The sequence below is a fragment of the Haloarcula sp. CBA1122 genome (genome assembly GCF_009741785.1).
Lineage (GTDB): Archaea > Halobacteriota > Halobacteria > Halobacteriales > Haloarculaceae > Haloarcula > Haloarcula hispanica.
Window position 1 is genome coordinate 1 of sequence record NZ_WPCB01000008.1, and the last position, 15,672, is coordinate 15,672.

The 15,672-nt window shown below is 66.2% G+C and carries 11 protein-coding genes and 3 pseudogenes; 4 read left to right on the plus strand and 10 right to left on the minus strand.

What is annotated here, in order from left to right:
* The 10 genes and pseudogenes from GJ630_RS19890 to GJ630_RS04835 all read right to left on the minus strand — a co-directional run.
* Positions 1 to 186: pseudogene (locus GJ630_RS19890) on the minus strand (acetyl-lysine deacetylase); the annotation flags it as partial.
* Positions 187 to 246: 60 nt separating this feature from the next.
* Positions 247 to 1,374 carry an aspartate aminotransferase family protein gene (locus GJ630_RS04795; protein ID WP_191449472.1) on the minus strand — a complete coding sequence of 376 codons (1,128 nt, stop codon included), beginning with the start codon at positions 1,372 to 1,374 and terminating at the stop codon, positions 247 to 249.
* On the minus strand, positions 1,371 to 2,231 hold the full coding sequence (locus tag GJ630_RS04800; protein ID WP_191449473.1) for an acetylglutamate/acetylaminoadipate kinase: 861 nt from the start codon (positions 2,229 to 2,231) through the stop codon (positions 1,371 to 1,373). Before GJ630_RS04800 ends, GJ630_RS04795 begins: the two co-directional genes overlap by 4 nt.
* Positions 2,232 to 2,249: 18 nt before the next feature.
* Positions 2,250 to 3,286: pseudogene (argC, locus tag GJ630_RS04805) on the minus strand (N-acetyl-gamma-glutamyl-phosphate reductase).
* Entirely contained in the window at positions 3,283 to 4,263 is a 981-nt protein-coding gene (locus tag GJ630_RS04810) for a RimK family alpha-L-glutamate ligase (protein ID WP_191449474.1), read from the minus strand. Before GJ630_RS04810 ends, argC begins: the two are co-directional and overlap by 4 nt.
* A gap of 84 nt (positions 4,264 to 4,347) precedes the next feature.
* Positions 4,348 to 4,512, minus strand: a complete 165-nt coding sequence (lysW, locus tag GJ630_RS04815; RefSeq protein WP_004959888.1) for a lysine biosynthesis protein LysW — start codon at positions 4,510 to 4,512, stop codon at positions 4,348 to 4,350.
* Between the two features lie 165 nt (positions 4,513 to 4,677).
* The gene (gene argH / locus GJ630_RS04820; protein WP_191449475.1) at positions 4,678 to 6,204 is read right to left on the minus strand and encodes an argininosuccinate lyase; all 1,527 of its coding nucleotides are present in this window, start codon (positions 6,202 to 6,204) and stop codon (positions 4,678 to 4,680) included.
* A 4-nt stretch (positions 6,205 to 6,208) separates the two neighbouring features.
* Positions 6,209 to 7,477, minus strand: coding sequence for an argininosuccinate synthase (locus GJ630_RS04825; RefSeq protein ID WP_191449476.1), 1,269 nt, complete (start codon positions 7,475 to 7,477; stop codon positions 6,209 to 6,211).
* 400 nt (positions 7,478 to 7,877) lie between these two features.
* Complete coding sequence (locus GJ630_RS04830) at positions 7,878 to 8,666, minus strand: hypothetical protein (RefSeq protein ID WP_191907461.1); 789 nt, start codon at positions 8,664 to 8,666, stop codon at positions 7,878 to 7,880.
* Positions 8,667 to 8,803: 137 nt separating this feature from the next.
* A complete protein-coding gene (locus GJ630_RS04835; protein ID WP_064288548.1) occupies positions 8,804 to 9,898 on the minus strand; it encodes a hypothetical protein in 1,095 nt (364 codons plus the stop codon).
* Positions 9,899 to 10,055: 157 nt separating this feature from the next.
* Here GJ630_RS04835 and GJ630_RS04840 point away from each other — a divergent pair, with 157 nt between their 5' ends.
* From GJ630_RS04840 to GJ630_RS04855, 4 genes and pseudogenes are all read left to right on the plus strand, one after another.
* Complete coding sequence (locus tag GJ630_RS04840; protein WP_014041693.1) at positions 10,056 to 10,244, plus strand: hypothetical protein; 189 nt, start codon at positions 10,056 to 10,058, stop codon at positions 10,242 to 10,244.
* Positions 10,245 to 10,283: 39 nt separating this feature from the next.
* Entirely contained in the window at positions 10,284 to 10,793 is a 510-nt protein-coding gene (locus GJ630_RS04845; protein WP_371726985.1) for a 2'-5' RNA ligase family protein, read from the plus strand.
* A gap of 188 nt (positions 10,794 to 10,981) precedes the next feature.
* On the plus strand, positions 10,982 to 11,404 hold the full coding sequence (locus GJ630_RS04850) for a PPC domain-containing DNA-binding protein (RefSeq protein WP_014041695.1): 423 nt from the start codon (positions 10,982 to 10,984) through the stop codon (positions 11,402 to 11,404).
* A 1-nt stretch (position 11,405) separates the two neighbouring features.
* Positions 11,406 to 15,598: pseudogene (locus GJ630_RS04855) on the plus strand (DNA-directed DNA polymerase II large subunit).
* Positions 15,599 to 15,672 lie beyond the last annotated feature (74 nt).

Here is a 15,672-nt window from a genome sequence, read left to right on the forward strand (position 1 = left end):
CTCCTCGACACGGACCGGGATGTCACCCGGGACGGTGTCGATGTGGGACGTGAGCAGGACGCCGTCGTCTGCAGGCGCGCGGACGTTGCCGACCTCGTCGATCCACACCTCGCGGTCGTGGGCCTCGAAGAACTCGGCCAGGCGCTCGGCCGCCGCCGCCTCCTCGGGGTGGACGGAGGGCGTGGCGGACGATGGCTTCGAGCAGGTCGCGGGCCTCGGTGTCGGCCTCGCGGGTCGCGGTCTCGCTCATCCCAGCACCTCCGTCATCGCCTCGACGACGGCGTCGGCGTGGTCCTCGTCGATGGTCAACGGCGGAAGCAGGCGGACGACCGTGCGGCCGGCCGGCAGCGCGAGCACTTGGTGGTTCAGCGCGAGTTCCTTCAGGGCCGCGTTCGCGCCGCGGCCGACCTCGACGCCGATCATCAGGCCCTCGCCGCGGATGTCCCGGACCTCGTCGCCGATGGCCGCTTCCAGTTCCGTCTGGAGGTAATCGCCCATCGCAGCGGCGTTTGCGGGAACGTCGTCGTCGATGACGGTCGAAACGGTCGCGCCGGCGGCCGCCGAGATGACCGGCCCGCCGGAGAACGTCGAGGCGTGGGAGCCGTAGTCCTCGGCGATCCAGTCCCGGCACAGCGTCGCCCCAACGGGGAGACCGTTGCCGAGCCCTTTCGCCGCGGTTATCATATCGGGTGCGACGGCGGCTCGCTGGGAGTTCCACAGCGCGCCCGTCCGGCCGATTCCGGTCTGGACTTCGTCGAAGATGAGCGCCGCGCCAGCGTCTTCGGTTATCTCCCGCGCGGCTTCGAGGTAGCCGTCCGAGGCCGGGTTGATACCGCCCTCGCCCTGGACGGGTTCGACGATGAACGCGGCGGTGTCCTCGTCGACGGCCTCGTCGAGCGCCTCGCTGTCGTCGTAGGGAACGAACTCCACGTCGCCGATGAGCGGTTCGTAGGGCTTCTTGTACTTGTTCTTCCACGTCGTCGCCAGCGCGCCCATCGTCCGGCCGTGGAAGCCCTGCATCGTCGCGACGATCTTGGAGTCCCCCGTCGCCGACCGGGCGAACTTCAGCGCGGCCTCGTTGGCCTCGGTCCCGGAGTTACAGAGCCAGGTCTTGTCGATGGGGTCCGGTGCGGTGTCGGCGAGCAGGTCGTACAGCGCCGTCCGCTCGGCGTTCGGGTACGACGCCTGGACGTACGTGATCTTCTCTAGCTGCTCGCTGACGGCGCTCTGGACCGCCGGGTGGCCGTGTCCCAGCGGGACACAGGCGTAGGACGCGCCCATGTCTAGATACTCTGTGCCGCTGTCGTCGTAGACGTAGGCACCGTCGCCACGTTCGATCTGGATAGGTTTCTCGTTGAAAACGAATCCGCTCATTGTTCCTCCGTCGCTGTCTGGTCTATGTCCTGTTCGAGTGCGCTCGCGTGAACGTGGGTTCCGCCGCCGTCAAGCGCCGAGAGAATCGGTGACTCGGCGTTGGCGTCTGCCACCACGACCTCCGATGCGCCGCCGTCGAGCGCCTCCTCGGCGGCCATGATTTTCCGGCCCATGAATCCCTCTGCAGCGTCTTCGAGGGCGTCCCAGTCGGCGGCCGTCTCGACGGCCTCGATGAGCGTCGCCGGGTCCTCGGGGTCCGCGTAAACGCCCTCGACATCAGTGAGGAGCACCAACTGCGCATCGAGTTCGCCGGCGATGGCCGCCGCCGAGCGATCGGCGTCGGTATTCACTGGAATTACCTCACCGTCATCGTCTCCCGCCATGGGTGGCCCAGCCACCGGCGTGTACCCATCGCCGAGCAAGGTCTCCAGCAGGTCGCCGTTGACCTGCTTGATCGTGCCCGAGTGGTCGCCACGGCGAATCTTCTTCTTGCCGTCCTCGACGACCCGCACTGCGGACTTCCGCGGTCCGTAGAGCAGTTTGCCGTCGACGCCGGTGAGCCCGACCGCGTCGACGCCCTCGCTCTGGAGGCCGGCGACGAGCTGGGTGTTGAGGTGCCCGAAGGCCATCTCGAACACCTCCATCGTGGTCTCGTCCGTGAACCGGCCGACGACGCCCGACGGCGTCTCGACGTATTCGGGCTCGACGCCGAGCCGTTCGAGCGTCTCGTCGACTTTGGTGGAGCCGCCGTGAACCACGACGACCCGCTCACCATCGGCCACTAACGATGCCACGTCCGCAAGCGCCCCCGCAGGGTCGACCGCGCGAGCGCCACCGACTTTGATAACGACTGTCATAAGAACTCAGGTCAGGGGTTACGGTGCGCCGACGGGGTGGAGCCCCTGGAACTCCAGCCCCGCCGTCTCTTCGATGCCGAGGGCGACGTTGGCCGCGTGAACGGCCTGGCCCGCCGACCCTTTCATCATGTTGTCGATGGCCGAGAACACGACCAGTCGCTTGTTGCCGGGGTCAAGTTCGAAGCGACCTCGGCGCGGTTCGTTCCCGCGACCGACTTGGGTTCGGGGTAGCGGTAGACGCCACCGCCGCCCGCGACGAGTTCGACGAACGGTTCGTCCTCGTACTCGCCGCGGTAGGCTCCCCAGAGGTCGCCTTTCGAGACCGGGCCCTCGGGGAAGACGTGACAGGTCGCGCTCGCGCCGCGAATCATGTCCACCGCGTGGACGGTGAAGGACACGTCGATGCCGAGGAACTGCTGGATCTCGGCCTCGTGGCGGTGTCCCGTCGGCGCGTACGGACGGACGACGCCCGAGCGCTCCGGATGCGAGGATGCCTCGCCGCCGCCGGCTCCGCCCTCGCTTGACCCGACCTTCACGTCGACGACGATCTGCTCGTCACCGGAGAGGATGTCGGCCTCGAACAGCGGGAGCAGGCCCAGGATTGTCGCCGTGGCGTTGCAGCCGCCGGAGGCGATGAGGTCCGCGCCCGCGAGGTTGTCGCGGTTGAGTTCCGGTAGCGCGTACTCGCTCTGGTCAAGCAGTTCCGGGCGTGTGTGGCCGTCGTACCACTCGTCGTACTGGGCCTCCGAATCGAGCCGGAAGTCCGCCGAGAGGTCGACGACAGTGCCGGCCGCCTCCTGGAACGCGTCGATCTGTTCCATCGAGACGCCGTGGGGCGTCGCGGCGAACAGCACGTCAACCGACTCCAGGTCCGACGGCGAGGAGAAGCGCAGGTCCGAGTGGCGAAGGTTCGGGTGCGAGTGCCCGATAGTCTTGTTCTCCTTCGAGCGGCTGGTCGCCTGTGCCAGTTCGAACTCGGGGTGACCGTCGAGGATGCGAAGCAGTTCCCCGCCGGTGAATCCGGAGCCGCCGACGACACTCGCGGTGTACGTCATGCTGTCACCTCGGCGTCAGTCTCGGTCGCCGCTTTCTGTTCGAGCCAGTCGACGACCTTCGCGGGCACGTCCACGTCGGTGACCTCGTTCAAGGCCTTGAACTCGACGGTGTGGTTGACCTCGTGGACCGTGTAGTCCTCGAACTCGCGCGCTCGCGGCTCGCCTTGCTCACGGCTGTCGCCGTTCGCATTCGAGGCGCGTTGCGCCTCGCTCTCGCCGCTCGCGTCTTGGGTGTCGCTTTGCGACACCCCAACCTCCATCAGGTCGATACCGAGCAGGCCGCCACCGACCGCGTCGGAGGCCTTCTCGACCAGTTCCAGTGCGCGGTCGTCCAGTTCGAACTCGTCGGTTTCAGCGCCCTTGGCGGCGTTGGTGAGCCAGTGGTCCGAGGAGCGGACCATCGCCGCGATGGGCTCGCCGTCGACGGCCAGCACGCGCATGTCGCGGCCGGGCTTGTCGACGAACTCCTGGACGTAGAAGATCTTGTGCTCGTAGTGGCCGAGCGTCTCCTTGTGTTCGAGGATGGCCTCGGCGGCCGAGCGGGAGTCGATCTTCGCCATCAGGCGACCCCAGGAGCCGACGACCGGCTTGAGGACGCAGGGGTAGCCGAACTTCTCGATGGATTCCAGCGCGGCGTCCTTCGTGAACGCCACGTCGGTGTTCGGCGTCGGCACGCCCGCGGCCTCCAGCGCGAGGCTGTTGTTGACCTTGTCCGCGCAGGTGTCGGCGACCTCGGGGCCGTTGACCACGGGGACGCCGTAGGCCTTCGCGAACTTCGTCGCGTACACGCTGCGGCTGGTCGCCAGACAGCGGTCGACGACGAGGTCCAGGTCCTCGAAGGCCTCGGGGGCTTCGTGGATGTTGAACTGCTGTTTGCGAACGTCTATTTTCTCGATCTCGTGGTCGCGCTCGCGCAGTTCCGACAGGAGTAGCTTCTCGTCCCGGCGGATGCGCGAGTAGAGGAGTCCGACTTTCATACTGAGTCCTCCGTGGGTTCGCGGCTCGCAGCGTCGAGCGCCACGGTCACGTACGGCGCCGAGCGCCGCGCCACCGCGAACACCTCACTCACCCCAGTCCTCTTCGAGCTCGGGTGCGCTGTCGAGCTCGACAGGGTCGGCGCCAACGACTTCCAGTTCGGCACCGCAGGTGGCACAGTCAACGATCTCTCCGACTTCGAGGTTGTCGTGCAGGGACACGTCCGCCCCGCACTCGATGCATTCTGCCATTGTAGTTCATCCTGTGACAGGGATCCACTTAAAGCCTTCGAAAATATCAGAATAGTTTAACAAGATATACTGCCTTCTAATCGTATCAAAGCTCCAAATCCGCCACGTTTCCGAATCGTGTATCAGAAGTATGGTATAATTGTCCCGCGAGGGGACGGTGGTCGGTCAGACATATCGGTCCACCTCCGTCTGGCGGCGGTCAGCCGCCTGTGAAACCGCTTGCCAGCGGTCAGTCAGTGCCTCGCTGTCGGCGGCGAGTGCGTCTTCGGCTACCGACACCTGCTCGGCGACGGCGTCGGGGGCCGGGCCACCGCGAGAGTCCCGCATCGCGACACTTTCCGCTGGGTCAAGTGCGTCCTCCAGCGCGTCGCGGTCGACGTAGGCTGACAGAGGCTCGCCCAGCACGTCCTCGGCGACGGCCGACAGTGCCTCGTAGTCGGGCACGTCTTCCTCGGACCCCAGACCGGCGGCGGCCTCGGCAACGACCTCGTGGGCCGTGCGGAACGGCACACCGGCCATCGCCAGCAAGTCCGCCACGCCAGTCGCCGTCGCAAAGCCATCAGTGGCTGCGGCTTCGAGCGTCTCGGCAGGCCAGTCAGCGGTTGCGACCGCGCCCGCGGCGACTGCCACGCTCTCGGTGACGCTGTCGATGGCGTCCCAAGCGTGGCGACCGGCGCGCTGCAGGTCGCGGTTGTACGCCCGGGGCTGGCCCTTCAGATTGGTCAGCAGGCCGTTCAGCCCGGCGACGGCGTCACCCGTCCGACCGCGGACCAGCTCCAGCGTGTCGGGGTTCTTCTTCTGGGGCATGATCGAGGAGGTCGAGGCGTAGTCGTCGTCGAGGGTGACGTGGCCCTTGCTCGCCATCACGACCACGTCCTCGGACAGCCCCGACAGGTTCGTCGCCAGCGTCGCGACAGCGCTGGTCGTCTCGACGAGGAAATCCCGCGTCGCCGAGGCATCCATCGAATTCTCGGCGACGCCCTCGAACCCGAGCAACTCGGCCGTGCGCTCGCGGTCCACATCGAAGGGCGTCCCGGCGAACGCGGCCGACCCCAGCGGGTTCTGGTTGACACGCTCGTAGGCATCGAGCAGACGCGCGGTGTCGCGCTGGAGTGCCTGCTCGTAGGACAGCACCCAGTGGGCGACCGTCGTCGGCTGAGCGGGCTGGAGATGCGTGTAGCCCGGCATCACCGTTTCGCGCTCGGCACGAGCCACCTCGATGAGTTGCTCGCGGGCACCGACGACGGTCTCGACGAGGTCCAGAACGTCTTCGCGCAGGCGGTAGCGGATGCAGGCCGCCACCTCGTCGTTGCGCGAGCGAGCGGTGTGCATCTTCCCGCCGTCCGGGCCGACGCGCTCGATGACCGCACTCTCGATGGCTTCGTGGACATCCTCGCCGTCGGGCAGCGCACCGTGGCCCGCGTCTTCCACGTCCGCGAGCGCGGCCAGCACGTCGCCGGCCGTCTCGCGGTCGATGATCTCCTGTTCGGCCAACATCACGACGTGGGCGCGGTCGACGGCCAGGTCGGCCGCGAAGATGCGCTCGTCGTCGGACAGCGAGGAGAGGAACGACCGGGCGGGCCCGCCCGCGAAGCGGTCGCGGCGGACGACCGTCTCGCCGCTTCGGTCGGCGTCGCCCGCTGTGGCCGCGTGGTCCGCGTCCGCCGTCTCGTGGTCCTCGCCGTCGCTCATTCGCTTACTCCTCCGTGTCCTCAGTCGCGGCGTCAGATTGGTCGCCGCTGCCGTCCGTTACGGCAGCGCCCTTCTTCGCGTCGTCGAGGATCTTGTTCGCGAGGCGGGACTGGAAGCCGTGGTACTTCGCAACGCCGGTGGCGTCTTGCTGGGTGATCCCGCCGGAGACGTCCTCCTCGTTGAACGAGGCCGCCGACTCGCTGTAGACGGCGTAGTCGGACTCGCGGGAGACCGGGCGGCAGTGACCGCCTTCGAGTTTCACCGTCACAGTGCCGGTGACGCGCTCGTTGGTGTCGTCGATGAACGCTTCGAGTGCGCCCGTCAGCGGCGCGTCGACGAGGCCCTGATAGGCCTTCTGGGACCACTCCTGATCGACCTGAGCCTTGAACTGGCGTTCTTCTTGTGTGAGCACCAGTCCTTCAAGCGCCTCGTGGGCCGTCAGAAGTACCGTCGCTGCGGGGTGTTCGTAGTTCTCGCGGACTTTCAGCCCGAGCATGCGGTCCTCCATCATGTCCGTGCGACCGATACCGTGGGCACCCGCCTGCTCGTTGAGTTGTTCGATGAGTTCGACCCCGCCGAGTTCCTCGCCGTCAACGGCAACAGGAACGCCGTCTTCAAATTCGACCTCGACGAGTTCGGCATCCTTGTCCGAGGGGTTGTCCGTCCACTTGTAGATGTCGTCGGACGGGATTGTGCTCGGGTCTTCGAGTTCGGAGCCCTCGATGGAGCGGCTCCAGAGGTTCGTGTCGATCGAGTAGCGACCGCCGTCGCCGCCCTCGACGGGCAGGCCCTTCTCGGCGGCGTACTCGTTTTCCCATTCGCGGGTCAGTCCGAGTTCACGGACCGGTGCGATGACATCGAGGTCGGAGTCGCGCCAGACGGACTCGAAGCGGAGTTGGTCGTTGCCCTTGCCGGTACAGCCGTGTGCGACGGCCGAACAGCCCTCCTCTTCGGCGACTGAGAGAATGGCTTTGGCGATGACCGGGCGCGCGAGAGCGGTCCCGAGCGGGTAGCCCTGGTAGTCAGCGTTAGCCTTGACGGCTTCCATACAGAGGTCTGCGAACTCCTCGGTGGCGTCGACGACGTGCTGTTCAACGCCCAGCGCCTCGGCGGTCTCCTCCGCCTCCTCGAACTCGTAGTCGGGCTGGCCAACGTCGACGGTAACGCCGATGACCTCGTCGTAGCCGTACTCTTCTTTCAGCAGCGATACGCAAACTGTCGTGTCGAGCCCGCCCGAGAAGGCGAGCGCGACGGTTCCGTTTCCTTCTGGCATGGATGTGTTCTGGATTGGTTCCGTGGTGTGCCTGTCGGTTTCTCGATCAAACAATGGATCGAGTATCCCATCGAACCGACGACGACGGCGTCTAGCGACGAAGCGAACCTGTCAATTGAAGAGTAAGTAGTAGTGGGCCTAGAAACGGCCCGGTCGTCGTCGTCGTGGGGAGAAACGGAGGGACCCCTCGCTGTCCGCAGCGAGCATCGTGGAGCGAGAGGTCCGCTTCATGTACTTTCTGCTGTGTGACTCGGGTACTAATAGTTTCCGTGTTCACAGTGGCGTGTGTATGGTCCCCAGACACATGGACACAGTAGCCATCGCGTCGCCCGTAGCGGCCAGTAGCGACACGCAGACCGCTGTGTGACGAGGTTAAACAGTATCTTCGACTTCTTTTGTGCTATTGGCCAGCGTCGACAGTGTCGGACCCGACGTCGGTCGGCGGCTCAGTTTCACCGCCATCGGTGGCCGTCTCGTTGGCCGGCGTGGCATCGATATCGTCTGTCCGTTCACCTGCCTGAGTTCGTTCCCGCTCGACCCCGGGACGGTCGTCTGCCTCGGAGCGGTTCACCGCATCGCCGCCACGGTCGCTGGCAGCGTCAGGTCGAGCCTGCTGTCCGACGTTCGGCCCGGCGATACCCTGTGCGATAGCGGCGACGTCCGGACCACTCAGTTCGCTCGCGCGCTGTGAGAGGGTCTTGATTGCCGCCGCGTCGACGCCCTGCCTATCCAGGGCTTCGGCGGGGAGCTGGCTGGCGGTTTCGTTCGTTTCGTTAGCCAGTCGCTGGACGTTCTTCGTTTCGGCGTGGAGCTGTGCAGCCTTCGCCCGGTACTCGCCCTCCCTCATCGAGCCGTTCTCGCGGGCCTCGGCGAGCGCCTGCTTGCGCTGTTGGAGTTCCGCGAGCCGGGCCTCGGAGTCGTTCACCTGGTCGGCGACGACGGACGCCTTCGCGTCGTCAGTGTTCGCCTGCGCGATGCGGACCCCGAACGTCCGGGACTGGACCTCACCGTCAAGTTCGGCTTCCTGCACGCTGACGACGCCCGCCAGCTGTGCGCCGGGGGGCGTCGCGTTCTCGTCGGCCTGTTCGGTCACCGTTTCAGTCTCCTGTGCCATCGTCGCGGCGGGCACCGCGGCGAGCGTGCTCACCACGAGCACGACTGCCAGCAATACCGGAGTGGCTCGTCTCATTATAGCCGTTACTTGACCACCGAACACCCTATAAATAGGAGTCAGTGATGCCGGGTTAGCGCCGATTAAGCCGAATTAAAACCGCCCGACAGCAGTGATATGAGACGGCAGATTCCAGTAAACGGTCGGTTCCTTTATCACTGGGTTTCGCCGCCGCTGTCGGCTCCGTCGCTCCCGTCACCCTCCCCACCAGTCACGTCGGTGTCCGGCAGCGTCACCACGTTCTCGCGGCCGATGCGGAACGTCTCGACTTTGTCTTCGTCGCGCAGGCCCCCGATGACCTGACTCGTCTTGGCGTCGGTCCAGTCAAGTTCGCCGGCCACCTGCTGCTGTTTGAGCCGCCCGCCGTTGGATTCGAGCAGTTGCAGGACCTGCTCCTCGTTGCTCAGGAGTTCGGCCGGTGGTGCGCCAGCGTCGGCGTCCGTCACGGCGGCCGGCTCCGCTTCAGACTCGTCCGAGTCGACCATCGACGCCGGCGGTTCGGCCGGCTTACCGCCGCCGAGCACGCCGTACCGGCGAAGGGCATACGCTGCGGCGGCGATACCGACCAGCGCGAGGAGTCCGCCGACGAGGAGTCCGTTCGATTCGTCCTCCCCGTCAGCGGCGTCCCCCGGACTGACGACCACTCGCGGCTCGTTTTCCCCGAACGTCTGCTGGCCGCGCCAGGTGACAGAGGCGTTCTCCCGTTCGTCGGCCTGTGGCGCGACGGAGTCAGCCTGATAGTCCGCCGGCCAGCGCACGGTCAACGAGGTCTCGCTGTCCAGAAACAGCCCCGAGAGCGCGTCGCCGATTTCGATGCGGTCGCCGGAGACGCCGGCGAAGTTCGTCCACTGGAACCGATAGGTGATGACGCCGTACGTCTGGCCGAACGTCTCCTCGCGCGCGCTCACGGTGACGTTCTCGATGGCCATCTCGCGGCCGGTCGTGTTTTCGGCTGCCCCGGCAGTGTCCTGCATCCGGTTCTCGAAGCGGTCCGTGTACGCCGACGGGTTGGCCTGAATATCCGTCCGCAGGTCCTCGAATGCCTGCGTTGCGTTATCGTCGTCGAGTCGAATTCGGTAGGCGACCGTCCAGTCGGCCGTTCCATCGGAGTCCACGTCCGCCGTCATCACGACCACATCCGCGTCGACGGACTGCTGGCCGAGGCTGCCGAAACCGACTCCGGTCGCTGTCGGTACAAGCAATGCTATCGCGACGAATACGACTACTAGCGTTCCAGCGCTCCGGCCCATCCTACCGCGGCTATCCCCTCAGCAGGTATATCGTTTATTGCCGATTGTGTGAACTGATAGTCAGGGGCCTTACATCCCAGGCAAGTTTGGTGGTTGGACTGGATCGCCTGCCCCCATGGCCACAAGGGGTTTGCCCCGCGAGGGAATCCTATCGAGCATGGACAGAGCCAAACTCGACGTGGACACTCTGCTGAAGATTGTCCTTGTCCTCATTGTGGTCTGGCTAGGGCTCGAAGTGCTCGATACAGCGCTCGGGCTGTTGACCGGCCTGCTCGGCATACTACAGCCGTTCCTCGGCGTGATTCTGATCGTCCTCATCGTCCTGTGGCTGCTCGACCGGCTGTAGGACCGCGCTCTTTTTGCCCACAGAGGACGAGCGCCCACTGTGTACAGCATCAACGTCCCGCTCCCGTCGGCAGTCACGTCGCTGGCGGCCGACCTCGCGGCGGACCTGCCGCTCGCACAGCGGCGGGGACGGGGCGATCACACGCTGGTCGCCAAGCGACTGGGCGGCGGCGACCACACGGCCTACGCACGGCTGGAAGCGCAGGGACGTGAGGCGCTTCGCGGCCAGTCGGCGTTCGAGGCGCGGATTTCGGGCGTCGAGCAGTTCGAGACGGCCGTGACCGGTCCATCACCGGTGGTGTATCTCGCCGTCGAGAGCCCGGGGCTTGTCGCCCTGCACGAGCGGCTCTGCGAGCGGGTCGACCCGGTCGACGAAATGGAGGGCGACGCGTACGTCCCGCACGTAACCGTCGCCCGCGGCGGGGACCGCGACGCGGCCGCTCGGCTGGTCGAGCGGGACATCGAGCCGATCCGGTGGACCGTCGACGAACTCTCGTTCTACGACGCCGACCGGAACCATCCGGTCAGTCGGGTGTCGCTGCCGGGATAACGCCGGTCGGTCGTCTGTCCCGGCACAATGGCGAACAGGCGGCACGGATCGGTCCCGGCGCGGTGTGCCGCGCAATCGCTGAGCGCGCCGGGTCGTGGCTACGTCACGGCGGCGGTAATCCCGGCCTCGGATATAAACGGTCGCACCGAAAGCAACGCTTTTGGAGCGGCCTGCCATCGAGTACGTATATGGATTACCGGGAAGTCGACAGTACGTCCGAGTACGTCTGCCGACTGGCACACGGCGCGGACTGGCGGGGCGAAATCGAGGCCTTCGCGGACGAACAGGGCATCGACGCCGGCTTCTTCTACGGGCTCGGGGCGGTCCAAGACGCGGAGCTCATGTTCTACGACCAGGACCGGACCGAGTACGACTCGGTGACCTTCGACGAACCGCTGGAAGTCGCCGCCTGTATGGGCAACATCTCGCAGCTGGACGGGGAGCGGTTCGCCCACACCCACGCCGTTCTCTCACGGCCCGACGGCGAAGCGATTGCCGGCCACCTGAACGCCGGCACCGTCTGGGCGGGCGAACTGTACGTCCGCGGATTCGATACAGAGCTCAAGCGGGAGCACGACGAGCCAACCGACCTGGACCTCTGGAATATCTAAGATGCGAGAGGCCGACGAACAGTACTTCGAAACGCTGGAAACACAGCTCGAAGCCGCCTTCGACGTCGCCGAGCGGGCCAAAGAGCGCGGCGGTGACCCGAAGCCGGAGGTCGAGATTCCAACCGCGCGCGACATGGCAGACCGGGTCGAGAACATCCTCGGCATCGACGGCGTTGCCGAGCGGGTTCGAGAGCTGGAGGGGCAGATGTCCCGCGAGGAGGCCGCGCTGGAACTGGTCGAGGACTTCGTCGAAGGGACTGTCGGCGACTACGACAGCCGCGAGGGGAAAGTCGAAGGCGCGGTCCGGACCGCCGTTGCCCTGCTGACCGAGGGCGTCGTCGCCGCACCGATCGAGGGCATCGACCGCGTCGAACTGCTGGAAAACGACGATGGGACGGAGTTCATCAACGTCTACTACGCCGGCCCGATTCGGTCGGCTGGCGGGACCGCGCAGGCGTTGTCGGTGCTGGTCGCCGACTACGCCCGCGCACTGCTGGGCATCGACCAGTACAAGGCCCGCGACGACGAGATCGGGCGCTACGCCGAGGAGATCGATCTCTACGACAAGGACACCGGGCTGCAGTACTCGCCCAAGGAGAAGGAGACGAAGTTCATCGCCGAGCACATGCCGATCATGCTCGACGGCGAGGCGACCGGCGACGAGGAAGTCTCGGGCTATCGGGACCTCGAACGCGTCGACTCGAACTCGCCGCGCGGCGGGATGTGTCTGGTACTGGCCGAGGGGATTGCCCTGAAAGCGCCGAAGATCCAGCGCTACACCCGGAACCTGGACGAGGTCGACTGGCCGTGGCTGCAGGACCTCATCGACGGGACCATCGGCAAAGACGAAGCCGACCAGGCGGACGGCTCGGACGATGCGGACAGCGACGACGGGAGCGAAGGAGCGAACGAGGACAGCGAAGACGAGAGTGACGAGCAGGCCGGACCGCCCCGCGTCGAGCCAGCCGACAAATACCTCCGGGACCTCATTGCCGGCCGGCCAGTGTTCTCTCACCCGTCGAAAGCGGGCGGATTCCGGCTTCGTTACGGGCGGTCACGTAACCATGGCTTCGCGACCGCCGGCGTCCATCCGGCGACGATGCATCTCGTCGACGACTTCCTCGCGACCGGGACCCAGATCAAGACCGAGCGGCCGGGGAAAGCCGCTGGCGTCGTCCCGGTCGACACCATCGAGGGACCCACCGTCCGCCTGGCCAACGGGGACGTGCGCCGCATCGACGATGCCGAGGAGGCGCTGGAAGTGCGCAACGGCGTCGAGAAGATACTCGACCTGGGCGAGTACCTGGTCAACTACGGGGAGTTCGTCGAGAACAACCACCCGCTCGCGCCGGCCTCTTACACTGTCGAGTGGTGGGAGCAGGACCTCAATGCCGCGGGCGCGGACGTGCAGGCGATGCAGGACTCGCCCCACGTCGACCTCGCCGACCCGAGCGCCGAGGAGGCAATCGAGTGGGCGACCGACTACGACGTGCCGTTGCACCCGAAATACACCTACCTCTGGCACGACGTGAGCGTCGACCAGGTGTGCGCGCTCGCCGACGCCGTCGAGGACGCAAAGGTCGCACAGGCCGACGGGGCGTACGCCGACCCAGAGGCGGAGGCTGACGACACAGCGGGCGAGACGTACAGCGACGACGGCGCGCTCGTCCTGCCCCGCACCGATGCCGTCCAGCGGACGCTGGAACACCTCCTCGTCGAGCACACCCAAGACGACGACAGGATTACCGTCACCGACTGGGTGCCGCTGGTGCGGACACTCGGGTTCTCCCGCTCGTTAGAGCGGGACTGGACGCCTGCGGACCTCTCCGAGCGCGCCAGGACCTACGGCGAGAGCGAGTCGCTCGACGCAATCGGGGTAGCCGAGGACGCCGAACGCGAAGACGGCCAGAACGCAATCGAGGTAATCAACGAAATCGCGCCGTTTCAGGTCCGGGAGCGAGCCCCGACCCGCATCGGCAACCGGATGGGTCGCCCCGAGAAATCCGAGCGGCGGGACCTCTCGCCGGCCGTCCACACGCTCAGCCCCATCGACGAGGCCGGCGGCGCACAGCGGGACGTGGCCAAGGCGACGAAGCACGCGGACGGGATGAGCGACACGCCCGGCCACGTCGAGGTGGAGATCGCCCGCCGGCGCTGTCCCGACTGCGGAACCGAGACCCACCAGGCGGGCTGTCCCGACTGTGGCGGCACCACCGAACCGGTGTACGTCTGTCCCGACTGCGAGGCCGAGGTCGAACGCGACGAGTCCGGCCGCGCGGAGTGTACGCGCTGTGAGACGCTCGCCTCGCCGACCCAGTACAAGGTACTCGACCTGCAAGAGGCCTACCGCGATGCCCTGCAGAACGTCGGCGAGCGCGAGACAGCCTTCGAGCAACTGAAAGCGGTCAAGGGGCTCACCTCCGAGGAGAAGGTCCCGGAGCCGATGGAGAAAGGTATCCTTCGAGCGAAACACGACGTGTCGGCGTTCAAGGACGGGACAGTGCGCTACGACATGACGGACCTGCCGGTGACGGCGGTTCGGGCCTCGGAACTGGACGTCTCCGCCGAGCGGCTCCGAGGGCTGGGCTATACGGAGGACATCCACGGCGACCCGCTGACCCACGACGACCAGCTGGTCGAACTGAAGGTCCAGGACATCGTCCTCTCGGACGGCGCGGCCGAGCACATGCTCCAGACCGCCCGCTTCGTCGACGACCTCTTAGAGCAGTACTACGGGCTGGAGCGGTTCTACGAGTTCGACGACCGCGAGGACCTCGTCGGCGAACTCGTCTTCGGGATGGCCCCCCACACCAGCGCGGCGACGGTCGGGCGCGTGGTCGGCTTCACCTCCGCCGCCGTCGGCTACGCGCATCCGTACTTCCACGCCGCCAAACGCCGGAACTGCTTCCACCCGGACACGCGGCTGTGGTACGAAGACGAGAATGACGACTGGGAGTACGGGACCATCGAGGAACTGGTCGAAAACCGACTGGACGACCCCGAAGAAGACGACTTCGGGACGCTCGTACAGGAGCTAAACGGCGACCTCACCGTGTCGTCGCTGGGCGAGAACGGTCCCTGTCGCCAGCCCGTCGACGCCGTCTCGAAACACCCCGCGCCGGACCACCTCGTCGAGATTTCCGTCGGCGACCGAACCCTCAGGGTTACGCCCGACCACACGATGCTCCGTGCCGGCTCCGATGGGATTGAGGAAGTCCCGGCGGGCGACCTGACTGCCGGCGACGAACTCCCTGCCTACGATGGCGGCGAGACGACCACGATGACGGCACGCGGCGAGGCCTCGACGGCAGCAACCGACGGCGCAGCCCCGACAGACACCGTCGAGACTGTCGAGTACGTCGAGAGCAACGTGGACCACGTCTACTGTCTCACGGTCGCCGACACGCACCGCGTTGCCGTCGAAGGAACCTATGTCGGCCAGTGCGACGGCGACGAGGACTGCGTAATGCTCCTGATGGACGGCCTGCTGAACTTCTCGAAGTCCTACCTCCCGAACCAGCGCGGCGGACAGATGGACGCCCCGCTGGTGATGTCCTCTCGCATCGACCCCAGCGAAATCGACGACGAGGCCCACAACATGGACATCATGGAGAGCTATCCCCGGGAGTCTACGAAGCCACCCGCGAGATGAAAGACCCGACCGAGGTCGAAGACGTGATGAAAATCGCCGAGGAGACACTGGGGACCGACCGCGAGTACACCGAGTTTCGCCACACCCACGACACGGCGAACATCGCCGCCGGGCCGGACCTCTCGGCGTACAAGACGCTCGGGTCGATGGAGGACAAGATGGACGCCCAGCTTGAGATCTCCCGGAAGCTCCGGGCCGTCGTCGAGAGCGACGTGGCCGAGCGCATCATCGAGTACCACTTCCTGCCGGACCTCATCGGGAACCTCCGGGCGTTCTCCCGGCAAGAGACTCGCTGTCTGGACTGCGGCGAGTCGTTCCGCCGCGCGCCCCTGACCGGCGACTGTCGAGAGTGTGGCGGCCGCGTCAACCTCACCGTCCACGAGGGCTCGGTCAACAAGTACATCGACACGGCCATCCGCGTCGCCGACGAGTTCGGAGCCCGCGACTACACGAAACAGCGGCTCAAGATCCTGGAACGGAAAATAGAGTCGGTGTTCGAAAACGACCACAACAAGCAGTCAGGTATCGCGGACTTCATGTGAGCGATAGCGTCACCCGGACGTATCAGGCCGACAGACGGGCGCGTGACGGCCGTCCGACGGGTGTTTTTGGCCGT

What these genes read in the sequence shown, in the direction of transcription:
- GJ630_RS04795 (WP_191449472.1), bottom strand. Translation starts at nt 1,374, where the DNA reads ATGAGCGGATTCGTTTTCAACGAGAAACCTATCCAGATCGAACGTGGC.
- GJ630_RS04800 (WP_191449473.1), bottom strand. Translation starts at nt 2,231, where the DNA reads ATGACAGTCGTTATCAAAGTCGGTGGCGCTCGCGCGGTCGACCCTGCG.
- GJ630_RS04810 (WP_191449474.1), bottom strand. Translation starts at nt 4,263, where the DNA reads ATGAAAGTCGGACTCCTCTACTCGCGCATCCGCCGGGACGAGAAGCTA.
- lysW (WP_004959888.1), bottom strand. Translation starts at nt 4,512, where the DNA reads ATGGCAGAATGCATCGAGTGCGGGGCGGACGTGTCCCTGCACGACAAC.
- argH (WP_191449475.1), bottom strand. Translation starts at nt 6,204, where the DNA reads ATGAGCGACGGCGAGGACCACGAGACGGCGGACGCGGACCACGCGGCC.
- GJ630_RS04825 (WP_191449476.1), bottom strand. Translation starts at nt 7,477, where the DNA reads ATGCCAGAAGGAAACGGAACCGTCGCGCTCGCCTTCTCGGGCGGGCTC.
- GJ630_RS04830 (WP_191907461.1), bottom strand. Translation starts at nt 8,666, where the DNA reads ATGAGACGAGCCACTCCGGTATTGCTGGCAGTCGTGCTCGTGGTGAGC.
- GJ630_RS04835 (WP_064288548.1), bottom strand. Translation starts at nt 9,898, where the DNA reads ATGGGCCGGAGCGCTGGAACGCTAGTAGTCGTATTCGTCGCGATAGCA.
- GJ630_RS04840 (WP_014041693.1), top strand. Translation starts at nt 10,056, where the DNA reads ATGGACAGAGCCAAACTCGACGTGGACACTCTGCTGAAGATTGTCCTT.
- GJ630_RS04850 (WP_014041695.1), top strand. Translation starts at nt 10,982, where the DNA reads ATGGATTACCGGGAAGTCGACAGTACGTCCGAGTACGTCTGCCGACTG.